The organism is Pseudobutyrivibrio xylanivorans (genome assembly GCF_008935055.1).
GTDB classification, from domain to species: Bacteria; Bacillota; Clostridia; order Lachnospirales; family Lachnospiraceae; genus Pseudobutyrivibrio; species Pseudobutyrivibrio xylanivorans_A.
Window position 1 is genome coordinate 2,252,775 of record NZ_CP043028.1, and the last position, 16,156, is coordinate 2,268,930.

The 16,156-nt window shown below is 40.6% G+C and carries 13 protein-coding genes; 9 read left to right on the plus strand and 4 right to left on the minus strand.

Annotated features, from left to right (window positions below; genetic code table 11):
• Window positions 1-177: 177 nt before the first annotated feature.
• A complete protein-coding gene (locus tag FXF36_RS10145; protein ID WP_151622512.1) occupies window positions 178-1,353 on the minus strand; it encodes an IS110 family RNA-guided transposase in 1,176 nt (391 codons plus the stop codon).
• Window positions 1,354-1,581: 228 nt separating this feature from the next.
• Here FXF36_RS10145 and FXF36_RS10150 point away from each other — a divergent pair, with 228 nt between their 5' ends.
• Entirely contained in the window at window positions 1,582-2,523 is a 942-nt protein-coding gene (locus FXF36_RS10150) for an APC family permease (RefSeq protein WP_151623745.1), read from the plus strand.
• A 946-nt stretch (window positions 2,524-3,469) separates the two neighbouring features.
• Here FXF36_RS10150 and FXF36_RS10155 read toward each other — a convergent pair.
• Window positions 3,470-4,552 carry a PTS sugar transporter subunit IIC gene (locus FXF36_RS10155; protein ID WP_330583180.1) on the minus strand — a complete coding sequence of 361 codons (1,083 nt, stop codon included), beginning with the start codon at window positions 4,550-4,552 and terminating at the stop codon, window positions 3,470-3,472.
• Between the two features lie 218 nt (window positions 4,553-4,770).
• Between FXF36_RS10155 and FXF36_RS10160 the strand changes: the two genes are divergently transcribed.
• The 5 genes from FXF36_RS10160 (at window position 4,771) to FXF36_RS10180 (ending at window position 10,013) form a co-directional block, all read left to right on the plus strand.
• A complete protein-coding gene (locus FXF36_RS10160; protein WP_151623749.1) occupies window positions 4,771-5,586 on the plus strand; it encodes a flagellin in 816 nt (271 codons plus the stop codon).
• 186 nt (window positions 5,587-5,772) lie between these two features.
• Window positions 5,773-8,133 (plus strand): hypothetical protein, encoded by a 2,361-nt coding sequence (locus FXF36_RS10165; RefSeq protein ID WP_151623751.1) that lies wholly within the window; start codon window positions 5,773-5,775, stop codon window positions 8,131-8,133.
• A 204-nt stretch (window positions 8,134-8,337) separates the two neighbouring features.
• Window positions 8,338-9,198 (plus strand): NAD(P)/FAD-dependent oxidoreductase, encoded by an 861-nt coding sequence (locus FXF36_RS10170; RefSeq protein ID WP_151623753.1) that lies wholly within the window; start codon window positions 8,338-8,340, stop codon window positions 9,196-9,198.
• A gap of 30 nt (window positions 9,199-9,228) precedes the next feature.
• Window positions 9,229-9,540 carry a thioredoxin gene (gene trxA, locus FXF36_RS10175; protein ID WP_243143494.1) on the plus strand — a complete coding sequence of 104 codons (312 nt, stop codon included), beginning with the start codon at window positions 9,229-9,231 and terminating at the stop codon, window positions 9,538-9,540.
• Between the two features lie 17 nt (window positions 9,541-9,557).
• The gene (locus tag FXF36_RS10180) at window positions 9,558-10,013 is read left to right on the plus strand and encodes a MarR family winged helix-turn-helix transcriptional regulator (protein ID WP_151623757.1); all 456 of its coding nucleotides are present in this window, start codon (window positions 9,558-9,560) and stop codon (window positions 10,011-10,013) included.
• Here FXF36_RS10180 and FXF36_RS10185 read toward each other — a convergent pair.
• Together FXF36_RS10185 and FXF36_RS10190 are read right to left on the minus strand one after the other, a co-directional pair.
• Entirely contained in the window at window positions 10,010-11,194 is a 1,185-nt protein-coding gene (locus tag FXF36_RS10185; protein ID WP_151623759.1) for a hypothetical protein, read from the minus strand. The genes FXF36_RS10180 and FXF36_RS10185 overlap by 4 nt on opposite strands.
• Before the next feature lie 8 nt (window positions 11,195-11,202).
• Window positions 11,203-12,150: a hypothetical protein gene (locus tag FXF36_RS10190; protein WP_151623761.1), complete on the minus strand. Its 948-nt coding sequence runs from the start codon at window positions 12,148-12,150 to the stop codon at window positions 11,203-11,205.
• A 159-nt stretch (window positions 12,151-12,309) separates the two neighbouring features.
• Between FXF36_RS10190 and FXF36_RS10195 the strand changes: the two genes are divergently transcribed.
• The 3 genes from FXF36_RS10195 to FXF36_RS10205 all read left to right on the plus strand — a co-directional run bounded on the left by FXF36_RS10195 (window position 12,310) and on the right by FXF36_RS10205 (window position 16,155).
• Entirely contained in the window at window positions 12,310-14,649 is a 2,340-nt protein-coding gene (locus FXF36_RS10195) for an ATP-binding response regulator (protein ID WP_151623764.1), read from the plus strand.
• Between the two features lie 287 nt (window positions 14,650-14,936).
• On the plus strand, window positions 14,937-15,176 hold the full coding sequence (locus tag FXF36_RS10200) for a hypothetical protein (RefSeq protein ID WP_151623765.1): 240 nt from the start codon (window positions 14,937-14,939) through the stop codon (window positions 15,174-15,176).
• Between the two features lie 262 nt (window positions 15,177-15,438).
• The gene (locus FXF36_RS10205) at window positions 15,439-16,155 is read left to right on the plus strand and encodes a polyphosphate polymerase domain-containing protein (RefSeq protein ID WP_151623767.1); all 717 of its coding nucleotides are present in this window, start codon (window positions 15,439-15,441) and stop codon (window positions 16,153-16,155) included.
• Window position 16,156: the final 1 nt, after the last annotated feature.

Here is a 16,156-nt window from a genome sequence, read left to right on the forward strand (position 1 = left end):
TCTGCTAGAACAATTAAAAAGACTAACTATTAAAGATTGTCAATAAAAAATGATTTGAAACAGAAATGTTTTAAATAAAGCGACGATGGCTTTTCATCGTAATCAGTACCTTGAAAACTGCATGACAAATAGAGCATCATCTGAGATGCTCATTAAAAAAGATTTGTATGGAATTAGTTAAACGGCTTTGTTGTATGACTGACGAGTTTTCTCAAGCTGATATATCAGTCGCACGAGCTTCTTCGTGGCATGAGATACGGCAACATAATAATGCTTTCCTTCAGCACGCTTTCTGGCAAGGTAAGCATTGAACGTCGGATCCCAATGGCAGACAAAGATAGTGGCGTTAAACAGAGCATATCGTAGATATCTGGAGCCTCGCTTTTCCATTCGAGGATGGCAGTTATCTAATTGCCCGGATTGATATGTCGATGGTGATAAACCAGCATATGCCAGAATTTTATCTGCAGAATCAAATCTGTCAAAATCACCAATCTCTGCTATGATCATAGCTCCCATACGATAGCTTATTCCAGGAATGCTAAGAATTGGAGAATTGATGGTATTCATGATAGCTTTAATTTCTTCTTCGATTTCATTAATCTCGGAATCAAGCTCACGTATCAGTTTGATGGTGTGCTTTAATTCAAGGGATTTAGCTGGCATAGTTGAACCGATAGAGGCCCTTGCTGCTTCTCGAAATGTTATGGCAACATCCTTGTCGTAATGGCCGTTAGAAGCTTCTGCCAGTAGATTTGAAAGTCTTGTGAGATGAGCGCTTGCTACTTGCTTGGCACCTGGAAATTCGTATAGCAATGAATAAACAGAATTCATATGCAGAGTAGGAACAAGCTTTTCTAATTCAGGAAAAAGAATACAGACCAGACGAGATATGGAAGTTTTAAGCTTTGCCCGTTCTTTTACTTTATCAAAGCGATAGCGGGTTAGTGACTTGAGTTCTTCGTTGTGGTACGATGTGTCAGAGTAGGACTTTAAGTTCACATCTGACATAAGCATAGAAGCAATCGTACTGGCATCTACTTTATCCGTTTTCGTCTGTCTAAGGCTTAGACTTTTTCTGTACAGATTGGTATGTAACGGATTGATAACGAAGGTGGGCAAACCTTTATCAAAGAGATATCCAAGAAGATTGTAACTATAGTGTCCGGTGGCTTCTAGTCCTACTTTTACTTTTGATACATCTTCCATTACGGATTCTATTCTCTGATAAAGATCATTGAACCCATCAAGATTGTTTTTGATGGTGAATGTTTTGAAAACAACTTCCCCAACAGTGTTTTTGATAATGCAATCGTGTTTGTCTTTAGCGACATCAATTCCTACATAGATCATATAGGACCTCCCTAATAATAGTATTGATACTGTTTCAAATCCACAGGGCTCCTTGCAATCGTAACCTACTTCTTGATAAACCGTCATGCGGTAACTAACTGATTAACAAATAAACAAAGAGACTGTGGTTGGAGCCTTTCGAAAACCGTCTATGCGGTAGGAGAATGAAACCAATCCACAGTATCTTAAACAGCATAGTCGAACCTATAGAAAAGGTAAAGAATGACTATGACTAATACTAATAGTAGGAGAATGATGACTATGACTTATATGGATTACGTGCGACATTATTTCCAAATGCCACAGTTTTTGATTTTTTTGTTACTTGCAATAGTATTAATGCTTGTTGTATTTTTGGTCTTTTACGTATATGCGAAGAAGACAAACAAGACAGGCTCAAAGTTGGAGCATGAGTTTTACTATTTGTCTGAGAGGTTCTATGAGCTGATTTTTTCAGGCGGAACCATCATTGGATTCATGGCTGCCTATTATTTGATAAATCGCTTTGTTACAGGTGGAAGCTTCAAGGTTTTTTGGGACAGTTACAAGGATTATATATTGCTGGTGTTTATGATAATTTCCATTCTGATAAATTCATTCCTTGATCATGTGGTACTCAGAACGGAGCATTTGGATGATGAGGCTATGGCATCTATCCGTCTGACTGGAATGCTTTATATGATAATCATCTTTGCTTATATCAAGTTTATTTATGATGATAATAATTACGATATGTTTATTGCATATTTCTTGACTTTAATGATTGGACGATTCGTGTACTTCGATGCCAGTTTCACAGATTTTTTGAACTGCATAAAAAGGGCAGCAGCGAATATTCCGATGATGCTTATGGCCCTTGCTTATCTTGGAATTATGTGCCTCTATGGTTACTCCAATGACTACCTACTCAAGCACAATGGAGTAATTACAAACATTTTCTTCACCCATCTGTTTATCATAGTTGCTATGTTTGTGACTCATTTTGTGGTTTACGCAGTGGTGAAGAGCGCTGTTGGCAGAGAGTGTGGAAGACGCCACGAATCACGCAGAGATTCTCGTGGAGAATATGGCCGAGATGCTGGCAGAAAATCCAGTCGAGACGCTAACAGGAAATCACACCAGAGTAGAGAACGTGACGAAGTCCTGGTGGAGGATTTTTCAGATATATAGATCATGCAAAGCAGGACTTTTGTGAGCTTTTTCCTTAAGTAGCCCACAAAAACTTATAAATTCATGTGGGTTCCTTTAGGAACCCACTTTTTTACTATCTATAGCTATTGATAAATGATTCTTGGTTTGAAATGAATTTATCAAATTAGCAATGAGTATATAGGGGTTCTAGAAATTCAATTGATAAAAATACTTGTGGTTGAAGGATTTTTATCAATCAGGGAATGAATATATAGGGATGATAGATACTGAATTGATAAATTTTCCATTGTTTGGAGTATTTTTATCAATCAGGGAATGAATATATAGGGATGATAGATACTGAATTGATAAATTTTCCATTGTTTGGAGTATTTTTATCAATTAGGGAATGAATATATAGGGATGATAGATACTGAATTGATAAATTTTCCATTGTTTGGAGGATTTTTATCAATCAGGGAATGAATATATAGGGATGATAGATACTGAATTGATAAATTTTCCATTGTTTGGAGTATTTTTATCAATCAGGGAATGAATATATAGGGATGATAGATACTGAATTGATAAATTTTCCATTGTTTGGAGTATTTTTATCAATCAGGGAATGAATATATAGGGATGATAGATACTGAATTGATAAATTTTCCATTGTTTGGAGTATTTTTATCAATCAGGAAATGAATATATTGGGTTTCTAGATGGTCAATTGATAAAAAATCTCTAGGCTAAGGGATTTTTATCAATTTAGCAATGAGTATATAGGGTTTTTAGATACCTAATTGATAAAAAAGTTCCTGGGTTGAGGAATCATTATCAAATGGAAAACAGAATATGTAGCATAAGAGAATAAAAGAAAAGAACTGTATCTTGGTTTGATGCCAATAAGTTAGATTTAAAAATCTAAAAAATTGGATATCGCTGCAAGATACAGTTCTTTTTGTATTCTTATGAAAATTTAAAATTACTGCAGCTTCATATCGCCGCGCTTAACCCATCCCATTGCGATGAGACGATTATTGATGATTGGGCAAAGTACTGCTGGGATAATGAAGCAGATGAGGACGAGTCCAACCCAATCCATTGTAGTGATTGATGCTTTTGTGCCAGCTGCGATGTCGTTGAGCCAGCCAGTGTAAACGCCAATTTGACCAACAAGACCGCAGGTTCCCATGCCTGATGAAACGGCAGCGCCATTCATTTCCATTTTGAAAATGCAGGTGGCAATAGGACCAGTGACAGCAGAGCAAAGGATTGGCGCAATCCAAATGCGTGGATTCTTGATGATGTTTGGCATCTGAAGCATTGAGGTTCCGATTCCCTGAGAGATGAGGCCGCCCCATTTATTTTCTTTGAAGCTCATAACTGCAAAGCCTACCATCTGTGCACAGCAGCCTGCTACTGCAGCGCCGCCGGCGAGGCCTGTAAGCGATAGAGCAGCGCAGATTGCTGCAGATGAAATAGGAAGTGTAAGAGCTATTCCTACGATTACTGAAACAAGGATACCCATCAAAAATGGCTGTTTGGTTGTAGCCCACATGATAAGGGTGCCAACAGAGCTTGCGGCACGGCCAAGGGCAGGAGCCCACCATGCTGAAAGAGCAATACCTACACCGATAGTTACAAGTGGTGTAACAAGAATGTCAATTTTGGTCTCTTTTGAAATGAGCTTACCAACTTCAGCAGAAATGATTGCAACGAAAAGTACTGCAAGTGGGCCGCCAGCTCCGCCAAGTGCATTTGAGGCAAAGCCTACACTTATTAGTGAAAATAAAACAAGTGGTGGCGCCTGAAGTGCGTGTCCAATTGCAACAGCCATTGCTGGACCGCTCATTGCAACAGCAAGACCGCCAACTGTGTATTCAATACCTGATACTGTGGCAACAGGCGTGGTTAGATAGGCGATGTTAAACTGTGTTCCGATTGTATTAATGATTGTGCCGATTAAGAGGGAACAAAAAAGTCCCTGTGCCATGGCACCCAGTGCGTCGATCAAATAACGCTTCACCGATATCTCGATGTTCTTTCTTTTTAAAAAACTTCTCATTATTATTATCCTCCGTACAATCCAATATTTTAAAGGAATTTAGGGTCTGATACAACAAGATTATTACCGGTAAATAGGGCGTATGCAACAGATGATTTATATTGGTTAGAGGTTCAAAAATTGTTCACGAGACATTCCTGAAAATGGATGTTATAATCAACTTACAGAATGAGGAAATATGTAGTTATGTAACAATATATTAGGATTGAGGTGGTATTATGAGAGTTCAATCTAATGTAAACACAGCGCAATTTCAGAAGAATCAGAATCACATGAAAGCTACAGAGGCTAAGCATAATAAGGCTGGAAAAGAGCTTGCATCTGGCAAGAGAGTTAATACAGCAGCTGACGATGCAGTGGCTCTTTCAATTAGTAAACAGTTAATGAAGCAGACTTCTTCACTGAAGGTTGGCAGAAGCAACATCTCCTATGGAATCGATGCCCTTAATATTAAGGATGGTGCGATGGCAAACATTTCTGATTCTCTAGGGGACATTACACAGAATACAGTCAGAGCGATGAATGGCCTGTATTCTTCAAGTGACAGACAGATTTTGCAGAAGGCAAATGAGGAGTCTGTTGCAACAATCAAGCAGACAATTAACCAGGCGAAATACAATGAAAAGAATCTTTTGGATGGCAGCAACGGTGATATGAATATTCATACCGGAACGGCCACCACAAACCTGAGCGATACTAATGTTAGCAATGTTTTGGCAGACCTTGAGAATTTCGATATCTCAGGAAATCCAGATCAGATTTCAACAGAGGCTCTTGATAAGACCTACGCATCTTTGAATAAGATGAGAAGCCAGGTGGGTGCTGAGACAAATGGCCTTGAGCACAGCTATCGTTCAAACTACAATACAGAGGAAAATCTTACAGCTGCCCAGTCTAGAAAAGAAGATGCTGACATGGCAGATGCAGTGACAAGATATAAGAGCAGTGGAGTTGTTGGCGCAGCTCAGAACATGGCAATGAAGAATCAGATGCAGAGTCAGGAGAATCTTGTAAACAAGCTTTTTGAGGGTTAAATTATTAATCAGAGATAGAAAAACCAAGTCGATTTCGGCTTGGTTTTTTTGTGGCATGAACAGTTTGGATAGAGTTTTGTGGTTTATTCTACATAAGGGAACTGATTTTTAAATTTTAGTTTTCTATTAGTTTTGTTATATGATATAATGCTTCTTAGTATCAATAAAAGGGAGGATATATAAATAGTGAAAAAGAGTTACAAAGTGGTATCTTTAGCGCTTGCTGGTGCCCTGGTAGCTTCTTCTTTTGCGTCTTTCTCGGTTCATGCTGAGGATGATGTTGTAGCTGAAGCAACTCAGGCTGAGAGTTTATTAGAGGCAGAGGCTGGACAGGATACTGCTGATGCAGAGGCGGCTGCTGATAATACTCTTCAAACCAGAACAATTGAAACTGGTTCAGAGGAAGCGGCAGAGCCTGAAACAGAAACTGGCAAAGAGGACAACTCTGAGAAGGCTGATATTGAAGTTGCTGACGCAGAGATAGAAGATGAGAATAAGACAGAAGAAAATACAGCAGAGGAATCAACTGAGACAGTTACAGAGGCTACAGATTCAGAGTCTAAAGAGACAGTATCTTCAGAAGAACCTGCAGAGGAAGCTCCTGTTGAGAGCGGAATTACTGAAACTGTTGTAATTCCAGAGAATGCAGAAGCAATTAAATTGGAAGGTGAATCTGAGCTTGTAGTTCCTGAGGTAGAGCTTCCAGCAGAGGAAACATCTGAGGAAGGATTACTTGAGGACGAGGAGCTTGAGCTTCTTGAGGCAAAGGATGATGAGGACTTCAACGAGGATGGTCTTTCAGATTTAAAGACAAAGCTTCTTTGCGATGGAACAATTCTCACAAGAGATGGCAAGAGGGCTTTTGGAAATCTTTCATACGAGGAAGTTCAGAGCAAGGATGACTTGGATGGCGACGGATTATTAAACGGTGCTGAGGTAGTTATCGAAAAGGATGGCGACACAGAGTACGCAGTTTTAAAGTCTGACCCATGCAAGCTTGATACAGACGGCGATGGCATCTATGATGCAGATGATACAGCTCCATGGGAGCGCGGTCTTGAGGGCGGAGTTTTAGGTTCAGTAAGACTTGTTGCACGTCATGACGATTCTACAGGTGACCCAACTCACGGTCATGTGTATATCGTTTACACCAGCTATGTTAATAATCTTGAGATTACTATCGATAAGCTTTACGGATATTATGTTGCCAATCCTGACTACAAGGAAATCCTTGATGCAGCATGTGATAATCCAGATGGCAGCGTGGTTTCTTGGAGAAGTACAGCTGATGAAATCACTGAGGCAAACGAGCCAGAGAGAGCAGCTGCTGCTCAGGAATTATACATCGAGCAGAATCATGAAAAGTTAACATCTGGCACAGTTGTCTTAAACAGAGGCGATTATATCTCAATTGGTAACTACGGAATGGCTTCTATACAGGAGCGTCTCGAGCAGAACTACATTCCAGCTGCTATGAAAATATTCGGAAATGATTATCAGAAGCTTGCTGATTTTTGGAATGCTGCAACAGGCAAGAATGCTGACGAGGAATATGTTCGCGAGCATCAGGCTGAGATTTTAGCAATCCTTCAGAAGGATGGAATGCTCTTTGTTGACTATGTTGTGAATGGCACTACAGATGGCGGTGTTTGGATTAACCGTGAGCTCTTCAATCAGAAGTATGCTTATGATCAGGGACCAAACGAGGTTATCGAGAGAGAAGCCACAGCAGCTGATCTTAATGTAATGCTTAGTTCATTTGCAGCAAACAGCTATTTTAATCTTTTCACTCATAACTGTTCAACAGTAGGTTCAACAGCTTGGAACGACACTTATGGCTATGAAAGAGACGAGAATGGCCAGATAGTAAAAGATGAAAATGGTGCTGCTGTTAAGACAGAGTACTATGTACATGCAAGCTATGAGACACAGATTGGTAAATTTGATTTCCCAATGCTTGTAAAGAACTCAATCAAGTCAATGGCAGCTCTTCCAGGTTACATTGGTCAGATGACTTATGTTACAGGAAAGAAGCTTGTAAATACAATCAACGAAGCAGTTAAGAGCTTCGATGTTTCAAAGCTTTTCGGTAAGAAAGCAAAGACAGAGGAGACTAAGCCAGCTCAGACAGAGGAAATAAAGTCTCAGAGCACTTCAAAGAGCTCAAGCAGTTCTTCAGGCTCAGCTACTTCTACACCAGCAAACTTTGAGAGAGTTGTAACAGTTCTCACAAGCACAGCTGGAACAGAGGACCTTAACACATCTGATGATACCGCAGCAAAGCCAGTTAAGACAAAAATCACACGTGTTGCTGCCGTCGAGACAGAGGCTGAGGAAGAGGTAGTCGAGGAAGCAGAGAAAGAAATCGTTCAGGAGTCATCTCTTCAGGAAGAGGAAGAAGAGGCTGATGAGACAACAATCCAGGACGAGGAAACTCCAGTAGCAATTGAAAAATCACACACACCAATTTGGGTATGGCTAGTTGTAGCTGTTGCTGCAGCTTTCGCAGGAGCAGGCGTCTTCGTATTTGTACGTAAGAAGAACTAATTGCATATTTCAGTTTCAAAGAGTCAGTGCCTAGTACACTGGCTCTTTTTGTGTTCACACAACCATGGAAAGCGCGAGCAGGAAGGCCCCATGCCAGTCAAGGGAGGGGCCTACACCGGGAGGGAAGGTTCCCTTGATTGAGTAGGGGGTTGACATATGCAATTAGATTGTGTACAATTCAATTAAGATATGGAGGTACACAATATGGAAAGATATGACATCGCAGTAATTGGCACAGGCCCTGCAGGCCTTGAAGCAGCCATTACAGCAAAGGTTCGAAATAAGTCAGTGCTTCTACTTGGAGGCAAGGGCTCATCAGACAAGGTTTCAAAAGCTCATACTATCCAGAACTATTTGGGCCTTCCAAATGTTTCTGGCGAGGATATGGCAAAGGCATTTTTAGACCATGCCAAGTCTATGGGCGTGGAAATTACTGAGGACAAGGTAAATGCTGTTTATTCAATGGGACAGTATTTTGCTATCCAGTGTCACGGTGGCGATTATGAAGCAACTTCAGTTATTGTAGCGGCAGGTATGACAGCTATGAAGCCATTTGCCGGTGAGATGGAAAATCTCGGCAGAGGCGTAAGCTATTGTGCAACCTGTGATGCAGCTTTGTACAAGGGAAAGACAGCGATTATTCTTGCCTATAGCAGCGAGGATGAAGCAGAGGCAAGTTTCCTTGCAGAGAGGGCTGAGACGGTCTATTACTTGCCACAATATGATTATAATGGTAAGCTTGAAAATAACATAAAGGTTTCAAAAGATGTGAAGCCACAAGCTATCGAAATGATTGATGGTCAGGCAGTTCTTCATACTGATTCAGAGGATTTCAAGGCAGATGGTATTTTCATACTGCGTGAGCAGATTGCACCATCACAGCTAGTTCCTGGACTTCAGATGGATGGAAACCACGTAATGGTAGACCGATCAATGGCTACCAACATCAAGGGATTGTTTGCATGTGGTGATATCACAGGCACCCCATATCAGTACATAAAGGCCGCAGGTGAAGGCAACGTGGCAGCACTGTCGGCAGTTTCATATTTAAACCAAGTGAAATAGTTTCAATGTTTTTTTTGAAAGGAGATTATTATGGTAAAGAAGATTACAACAGCAGAGTTTAATTCTATGGATAAGTCAGGTGTTTCAGTTCTTGATTTCAATGCTACATGGTGTGGCCCTTGCAAGATGCTTGCACCTGTTTTGGAAGAGGTTTCTGAGGAGCTTGCAGATCAGGCAAAGTTTTATAGCATTGATACTGATGAAAATCCTGATTTAGCTAAGGAATATGGTATAATGAACATACCTGCTGTCATCATTTTAAAGGATGGACAGAAGGTTGATATGAATATTGGCTTTGTTCCAAAGGATAATTTAAAGGAATTCGTATCAAAGAATCTTTAATATCAAGGAGAATGGACATGGGCGATAAATACGATTGCTTAAAAATTTCTAATCAATTATGCTTTCCACTATATGCTTGCTCAAAAGAGATTGTTAAAAGATATAAGCCATACCTGGATCCATTGGATTTGACCTATACCCAGTACATTACAATGATGGTAGTGTGGGAGGAGAAGGAGCTTACTGTCAAGGCTCTCGGTGACAAATTGTTTTTGGATTCCGGCACACTTACACCTGTTCTTAAGAAGCTTGAGCAGAAGGGATATGTGACTAGAAAGCGTTCAAAGGATGATGAGCGAAACCTTATTATTTCTTTGACCAAAGAGGGAGAGGAATTAAAAAAGCAGGCATGTAACATACCTGCTAAGATGGGCAAATGCGTTAATCTGTCGCCAGATGAAACAAGAACCCTTTATGATTTGTTATATAAGCTTCTCAGCCTGGCACCATCAATGGATGAGATGGCTGATTAATCAAAGAAGTTGAACAAATCAACATTCTTACGAGCTTGTGAAATGACATCGTCTACGAAAGAGGCGGTGTCATTTTTTATTGTGTCCCAATCGATGACGGTGACATTTGATAAATCGACACCTGCATTTTTAAATACGTCGCCCATGTCATCAACCTTTTTAATGCGACCCTTCAGATATCCCTGTGCGAGAACGACATTGTCTTCTGTGACTGAGAAATCAGTTGCTTCGATTTTGATTCCATCATCAACATAGTTCAAAAGGACATTTGTATCGATTGAAAAGACCTTGCCCTTGTTGGTAGTGTAGGTAATGTTGTCGGTGAAGGAATTGGTATAGTTGGTGTTACCATTTCGCTTTATAGTAGCAACAACTTTCTCTTCATCCGGAAGAGGAGCGTATATCTCCATAGTGCTAAAATTCTTTCCGAAGATTGAAATGTAGGCACCCTTGGTCTTATGAGACAAATCGAAGGTAATCTTGTGGGTGTGATTACGCTTGTCTAAATACATGAAGCATGTGATATCGTGATCAGGTGCATCTGTGCCAAGCAGCTCCCAAATGAAATCACCCTGTCCCTGTGGAATAGTCAGCTTAAATTCGCTGCATTCGGTACCATCATCAATATATTTTTCCTCAGTCTTTTCAATTCCAATGTTTCGGACAAAGTTGAAAATGTTTCGTTTGTTATTGTGGAACCATTCCTGATTGATATCGTTATTAAGATCTGGCGCCTTAAGGAAGAGATTCTCGCCTGTATTGAAACCGTAGGAAATGTCACCTAAAAGTGGGGCAACAAGATATACTGTTTCATTGTCGGCATAGGCTTCCATTTCTCCCACATTGAGAACCAGCACGTTCAAATCGGATTTGCAGGAGAATTTGCGCTGCTCGCAGGAACGTTCACCTTTGATGCTACCGCTGATAGAATATGGGAACCCTTTAAGTTTCTTGATATAAGCGCTTCCTGAATAACGGATATCTGCGTTTGTGTAATTTCGGAACAAATCCTTCAGGTCGATATTGTAGGCAAGATAATCGGGACTGTTCAGAGTGGATTCGGAGAAGTCCACAACCGATGCCAAAACTCTGAATGATGGATTAAATTCCAGCTCTACTTTTGTAAGTATGGCGAGAGCCAAAACCACACCTATTATTATCCATAACTTCTTCTTTTTCATAATGACAATTATATTAATTCTGTAGGAGTATCTGCAATAGACAATGCGATTGATGTGTCCATCTCCAACAGATGTTCTGCTGCCGTGGCATCTTTATATGCGATTGAATCCTCTGCATAGCGAACGCAGGCCTGATGATATTTCTCATCCTCGCCGCTTTGCTTGTAGATGTACATATACAGTCTGGCAGTTTCCAGCTTTAACAGGTAGTTGTTGGAAATGGTTGCTGTAGAGTCCAAATTTTGGGCAACAGCTTCAGCACGGGCATACTCATTCATGTTGCAGAAGGTTTCAATCAGAAGCTTTATATCCTCAAGATAATCCTGAATTGTGATTTCAGTGCTCTTCATAAATCCGGCAAATTCCTCAAGATGCTGATATACAAATTCATCGTCCCCAGTCTGATGATGGAAGCTTGCATGTAAAATAGCCAGGGTGAAATCGTGATAGTGAATATCGTTCTTTCTGGCAATTTCTGTGGCACGCTTTATGTAGGTCTCTGCCTCGGAAAATCTGTGAATATGCAGATATGAATAGGCAAGGTTCAGGCATGCAACAAGATAGGAATGAGGTTCATTCTCAAAGTTTGTTCCGTAATCCTCCAAATCCTGCATCGCCATTTTTCCATAATTTACAGCGCTGTCATAATCGCCCAAGAGCATGTAGCGGTTGCAGATTGTGGTGTAAAAGTAATGCTTGGCGCCCTGAATCTTGTTTTTATCAATGTAATTAAAGGCATCAAGGCATTTGTAGAGCATTTTCGAATCGTAACCCAGAATTCCGTATGCAATGGCCAGTCCACGAAGAGTCATGATGTAGTTTTTGGTGTCATTAAGCTCCTCATAGATTGTTTTTGCCATATTCAGATTATCAATGCCCAGCTCAGCGCTGTTGGCATGAATCAGATTAATTCCCTTGTCGTAATATTCCTTTGCAATTTGCTCAGAACTTGCCATGTTTTGCCCTCCTAAACACAATTGACCACAATTTAATATGATAATTCTATAATAATTTTGTGACTATTTTCGTAACTTGTTGTTTAATCACTGTCAACAATTTATACTAGAAGATGACTAATTGTGTGTTACTCAACGATTGCAAAATGGGGATGAGATATGAAAAGTACTAATAGTTTTGTTTACAACTTGACATTAATTGGTGGACTCCTTTTATTTTTCTTTATTATCATTATGACCTTCGTGGGAGAATATTCGCTTTCAGACGAGAGAAGTTACACGGACATGACGATAGAGGATTTCAATGAGGGATGGAAGAGAATTCATTGGAATGGAATAGTTGAGGAGATTAGCGTTCCTGGAAACTATGAGGCGGAGGGGTCTCATGAATTTGTCATGCGAAATAAGGTGAAAGCATGGCAGGACAAGGACTGCTATTTGGGCTTCAATTCAAATAAGCAGGACGTGGAGGTGTACGTTGGCGAGAAATTGCGATATACCTATTCTACAGCTAAGACCCGCCTTTTCGGTGATCATAGTCCGAGCATTATGGTCTTTGTTCCCCTCACACCAGCAGATAATGGGTCAACTATTAAGATTGTATTAAAGGGAAATAATAATTACTCAGGCGTTATAGACGGATTTATTATTGGAACACAGCTTGGCATAGTAAAACACATTTACGAAGAGGAGCGATACACACTACTTATGATATTAGTGTCTTTGACTTTGGGTGTTATTGCTTTCATTATTGGTGTCAGCGTAAAAATTGCGTACAACAGGGCGATTTCGCTGTTCTTTGCAGGTTGGAGCGTAATCTGTGCTAGCATGTGGGCGCTTGCTGAGTCAAGCTGCCGACAACTGTTCGTGCCAAACTATTCATTATTGTCATATTTAACCTACACAGCAATTGGAATGATTCCGATTGCAATGAGTCTTTACTTCGACAGACTGCAGCAGGGACGCTATCGAATGATTTATATGTGCCTGGCGGTACTGGAAGAATTCTCTGTATTTGTAGCTATTATTCTTCAGTTCTACAATGATACTGATTTAAGCAATTTGCTTCAAATTTCATTTATTGCATTCGCCCTTACTGTGGTTGCATATATTCTTACTTCTATTCCTGATTTGCTAGCGGGCCGTGTGAAGGCATACTGGCCAGAGTTTATTGGTGTCCTTGGCGCTATGTTTATGGGCGCTTTTCAGATGTATTACTATCAGACAAAGCATCCGATTATCATGAACCCGTTTTATCTAATGTGTGGCCTTGTTTTCCTGATGGTAATGGCTTACATCAGAGCATTGAGGGATATTAGAGATACTGAGAGAGAAATGTATGCTGCTGTTCAGGCTCATGATGCCAGCACTGCATTTATGACACGTATGTCCCACGAGATGCGAACACCAATCAATGCCATACTTGGTATGAACAAGATGATTCTTCGCGAGAGTAAGGAAGAAAATATCCTTGATTATGCCAGAGATGTTAATGGCGCAGGTAATTATCTCCTTTCGATAGTTGATGAGGTCCTTGATTTAGCGAAGGTTACTGCAGGAAAATTTGAGATTTCCCCTGAGGACTATGATTTGATGGACATGATTCGCGAATGTTACGCACTGGTTCGTCCAAGGGCAAAGGCAAATCGTTTGTCATTTGAGGTGGACATGAGTGATGTGCTTCCTTCAACACTTCGCGGTGACAAGGAGCGAATCATTCAGATAATTACAAACCTTTTGACAAATGCCATTAAATATACTCCTGAGGGCCGCGTTACATTATCGGTTCAGGGCAAGATTAATGATGGAAAGCTGATGCTGATTGTGACGGTTACTGATACGGGAATTGGTGTGGCTGAGGAAAATATGCCATTCCTCTTTGAATCCTTCAGGCGTGTTGGTGAGTTTAACAGTAAACGAATAGAAGGTACGGGACTTGGTCTTACCATTACGAAGCAGTTGGTTGATTTGATGGACGGAACAATTACGGTAGAGTCTGAGCTCGGAAAAGGCTCTACATTTACAGTAATGATTCCTCAGGAAATCCGTTCGGTTGAGCCTTGTGGAACATTCTCCATGGGACCTAACGGAGATCGACGTGTCATGGATCGTCACGAAAACTTTGATGTGTTTGGCAAGATTCTTGTGGTTGATGATGTGGCAATTAATCTTCGAGTATTCTCGGTGCTTTTAAACAATACTGATATATCTGTGGATACAGCTCTTAGCGGTCCGGAGGCCATTGAGAAGATTAAGAGAAACAAATACGATATCATCTTCCTTGATCATCTGATGCCTGGCATGGATGGATTGGAGCTTAAGACTCTCATTGATAATCTTCCTGATAATCCAAACAAGGAGACTCCAATTGTGATGCAGACGGCCAATGCAGTTGTTGGCGCCAAGGAAGAGTATGAGCGCCTTGGCTTCACCGACTACATCGCCAAGCCTATTAAGGAAGAAGAGTTGCGAAAGATCATCCGTAAATATATAATTTGATGTGAAGTATTACGTGAGCTGGTTAAAAAACATATGAGTATATAATGAGCTGGTTGCTCAGTACCTATAGATAGCTGTAGCTGACAAGCTCTGATATTTCTTAAGTGAGAAATTTCTTGATTTGCAAAGCAAATCGAGAACATGACGAGCCCATTGCTTTAGCAATTTGCATGGGCGAGTATCCCGTTAGTCGAACTGAGAAATCATCAGGCTTGTAAGTGTAACAGCTAAGAGTATATTGAAAATGCAACCAGCGGAGTAGATAACCAGCGGATTAGGAGAATTTTATGGGATTTAATCCAGCAGATTTATTTAAAGTTAGAAGTGCAGCAGAGACATTCAATTCAAATCACCCAAAGCTGCTTCCATTTTTTAATGCGGTGAAGGGACGTGCAATGACTCCAGGTTCAGTCATTGAAATCGCAGTCACTGATTCAACCGGAGAGCGCATCGAGACCAACCTTCGAATCCAGGAAAGCGACCTGGAACTCATTCGTCTATTGACGGAGATGGGCATGAAAGGCTAATTCGTATTTGCGTATTGGAATATTGCGAGAACTAGGAGAGCCCCAGTAGGCATCAAGCTCTTAGGTCTCTCAGTGAGACATGTAGTCGAACAGAGAGACTCTAAGGCTTGTAGCCGTAACTGGGGCTTTTGATGTATTGGTGGATTTTTGAAATCTTCCGTCAGTCTTCCGCAATTCTTCCGACTGCGCTCACCTGTCCGTCACATTCGTACAGTAAAGTAGCAGCATAGAGATTCACAAATTCGCAGGAAGGAGAATTCCTATGGGACAAATTCAAAAAGTTTTTAATCGATACGAAAAGAAATTTTTACTGGATGAGCAGACATATCTGGCATTCAAGAAGGAGCTGGATGAGTACATGTTAGAAGATGAGTACGGACTGCACACAATTCGAAATATATACTACGATACACCAGATGATGAGCTGATTCGAACCTCCATTGAGGGACCAAAATACAAAGAGAAGTTTCGAGTCAGATGCTACGGCAAGCCGACCTACGATAGCATGTGTTTTCTTGAGATAAAGAAGAAGTACAAGGGACTGGTCAATAAAAGGCGAGTGGCAATTCCAATGGAGGAGGCAGAAACCTATCTGATAGATGGAAAAATGCCAAGTCATCCAAATCAGATTTTCAAAGAGATAGATTATTTCTTCTCACATTATCCAATCGAGCCGAAGCGCTACATCGCATATGACCGGTTGGCAATGTATGGTAAGGAGGATTCAGAGTTCAGAGTTACCTTTGATCAGAACATCAGAAGTCGTACCTGGAACCTGACACTGTACAGTGATGAGGATAACGAATATCTTTTGGAACCAGGACAGCGGCTGATGGAGGTTAAAATATCAGATGCAATGCCACTTTGGTTTGCAAGGCTTCTGTCTAAATACAGGGGTTATCCAACATCATTTTCCAAGTATGGAAATTTCTACAAGAAACAGCTTAAGGAAGCAGCAGAACATTCGTTAGCAGTATAAA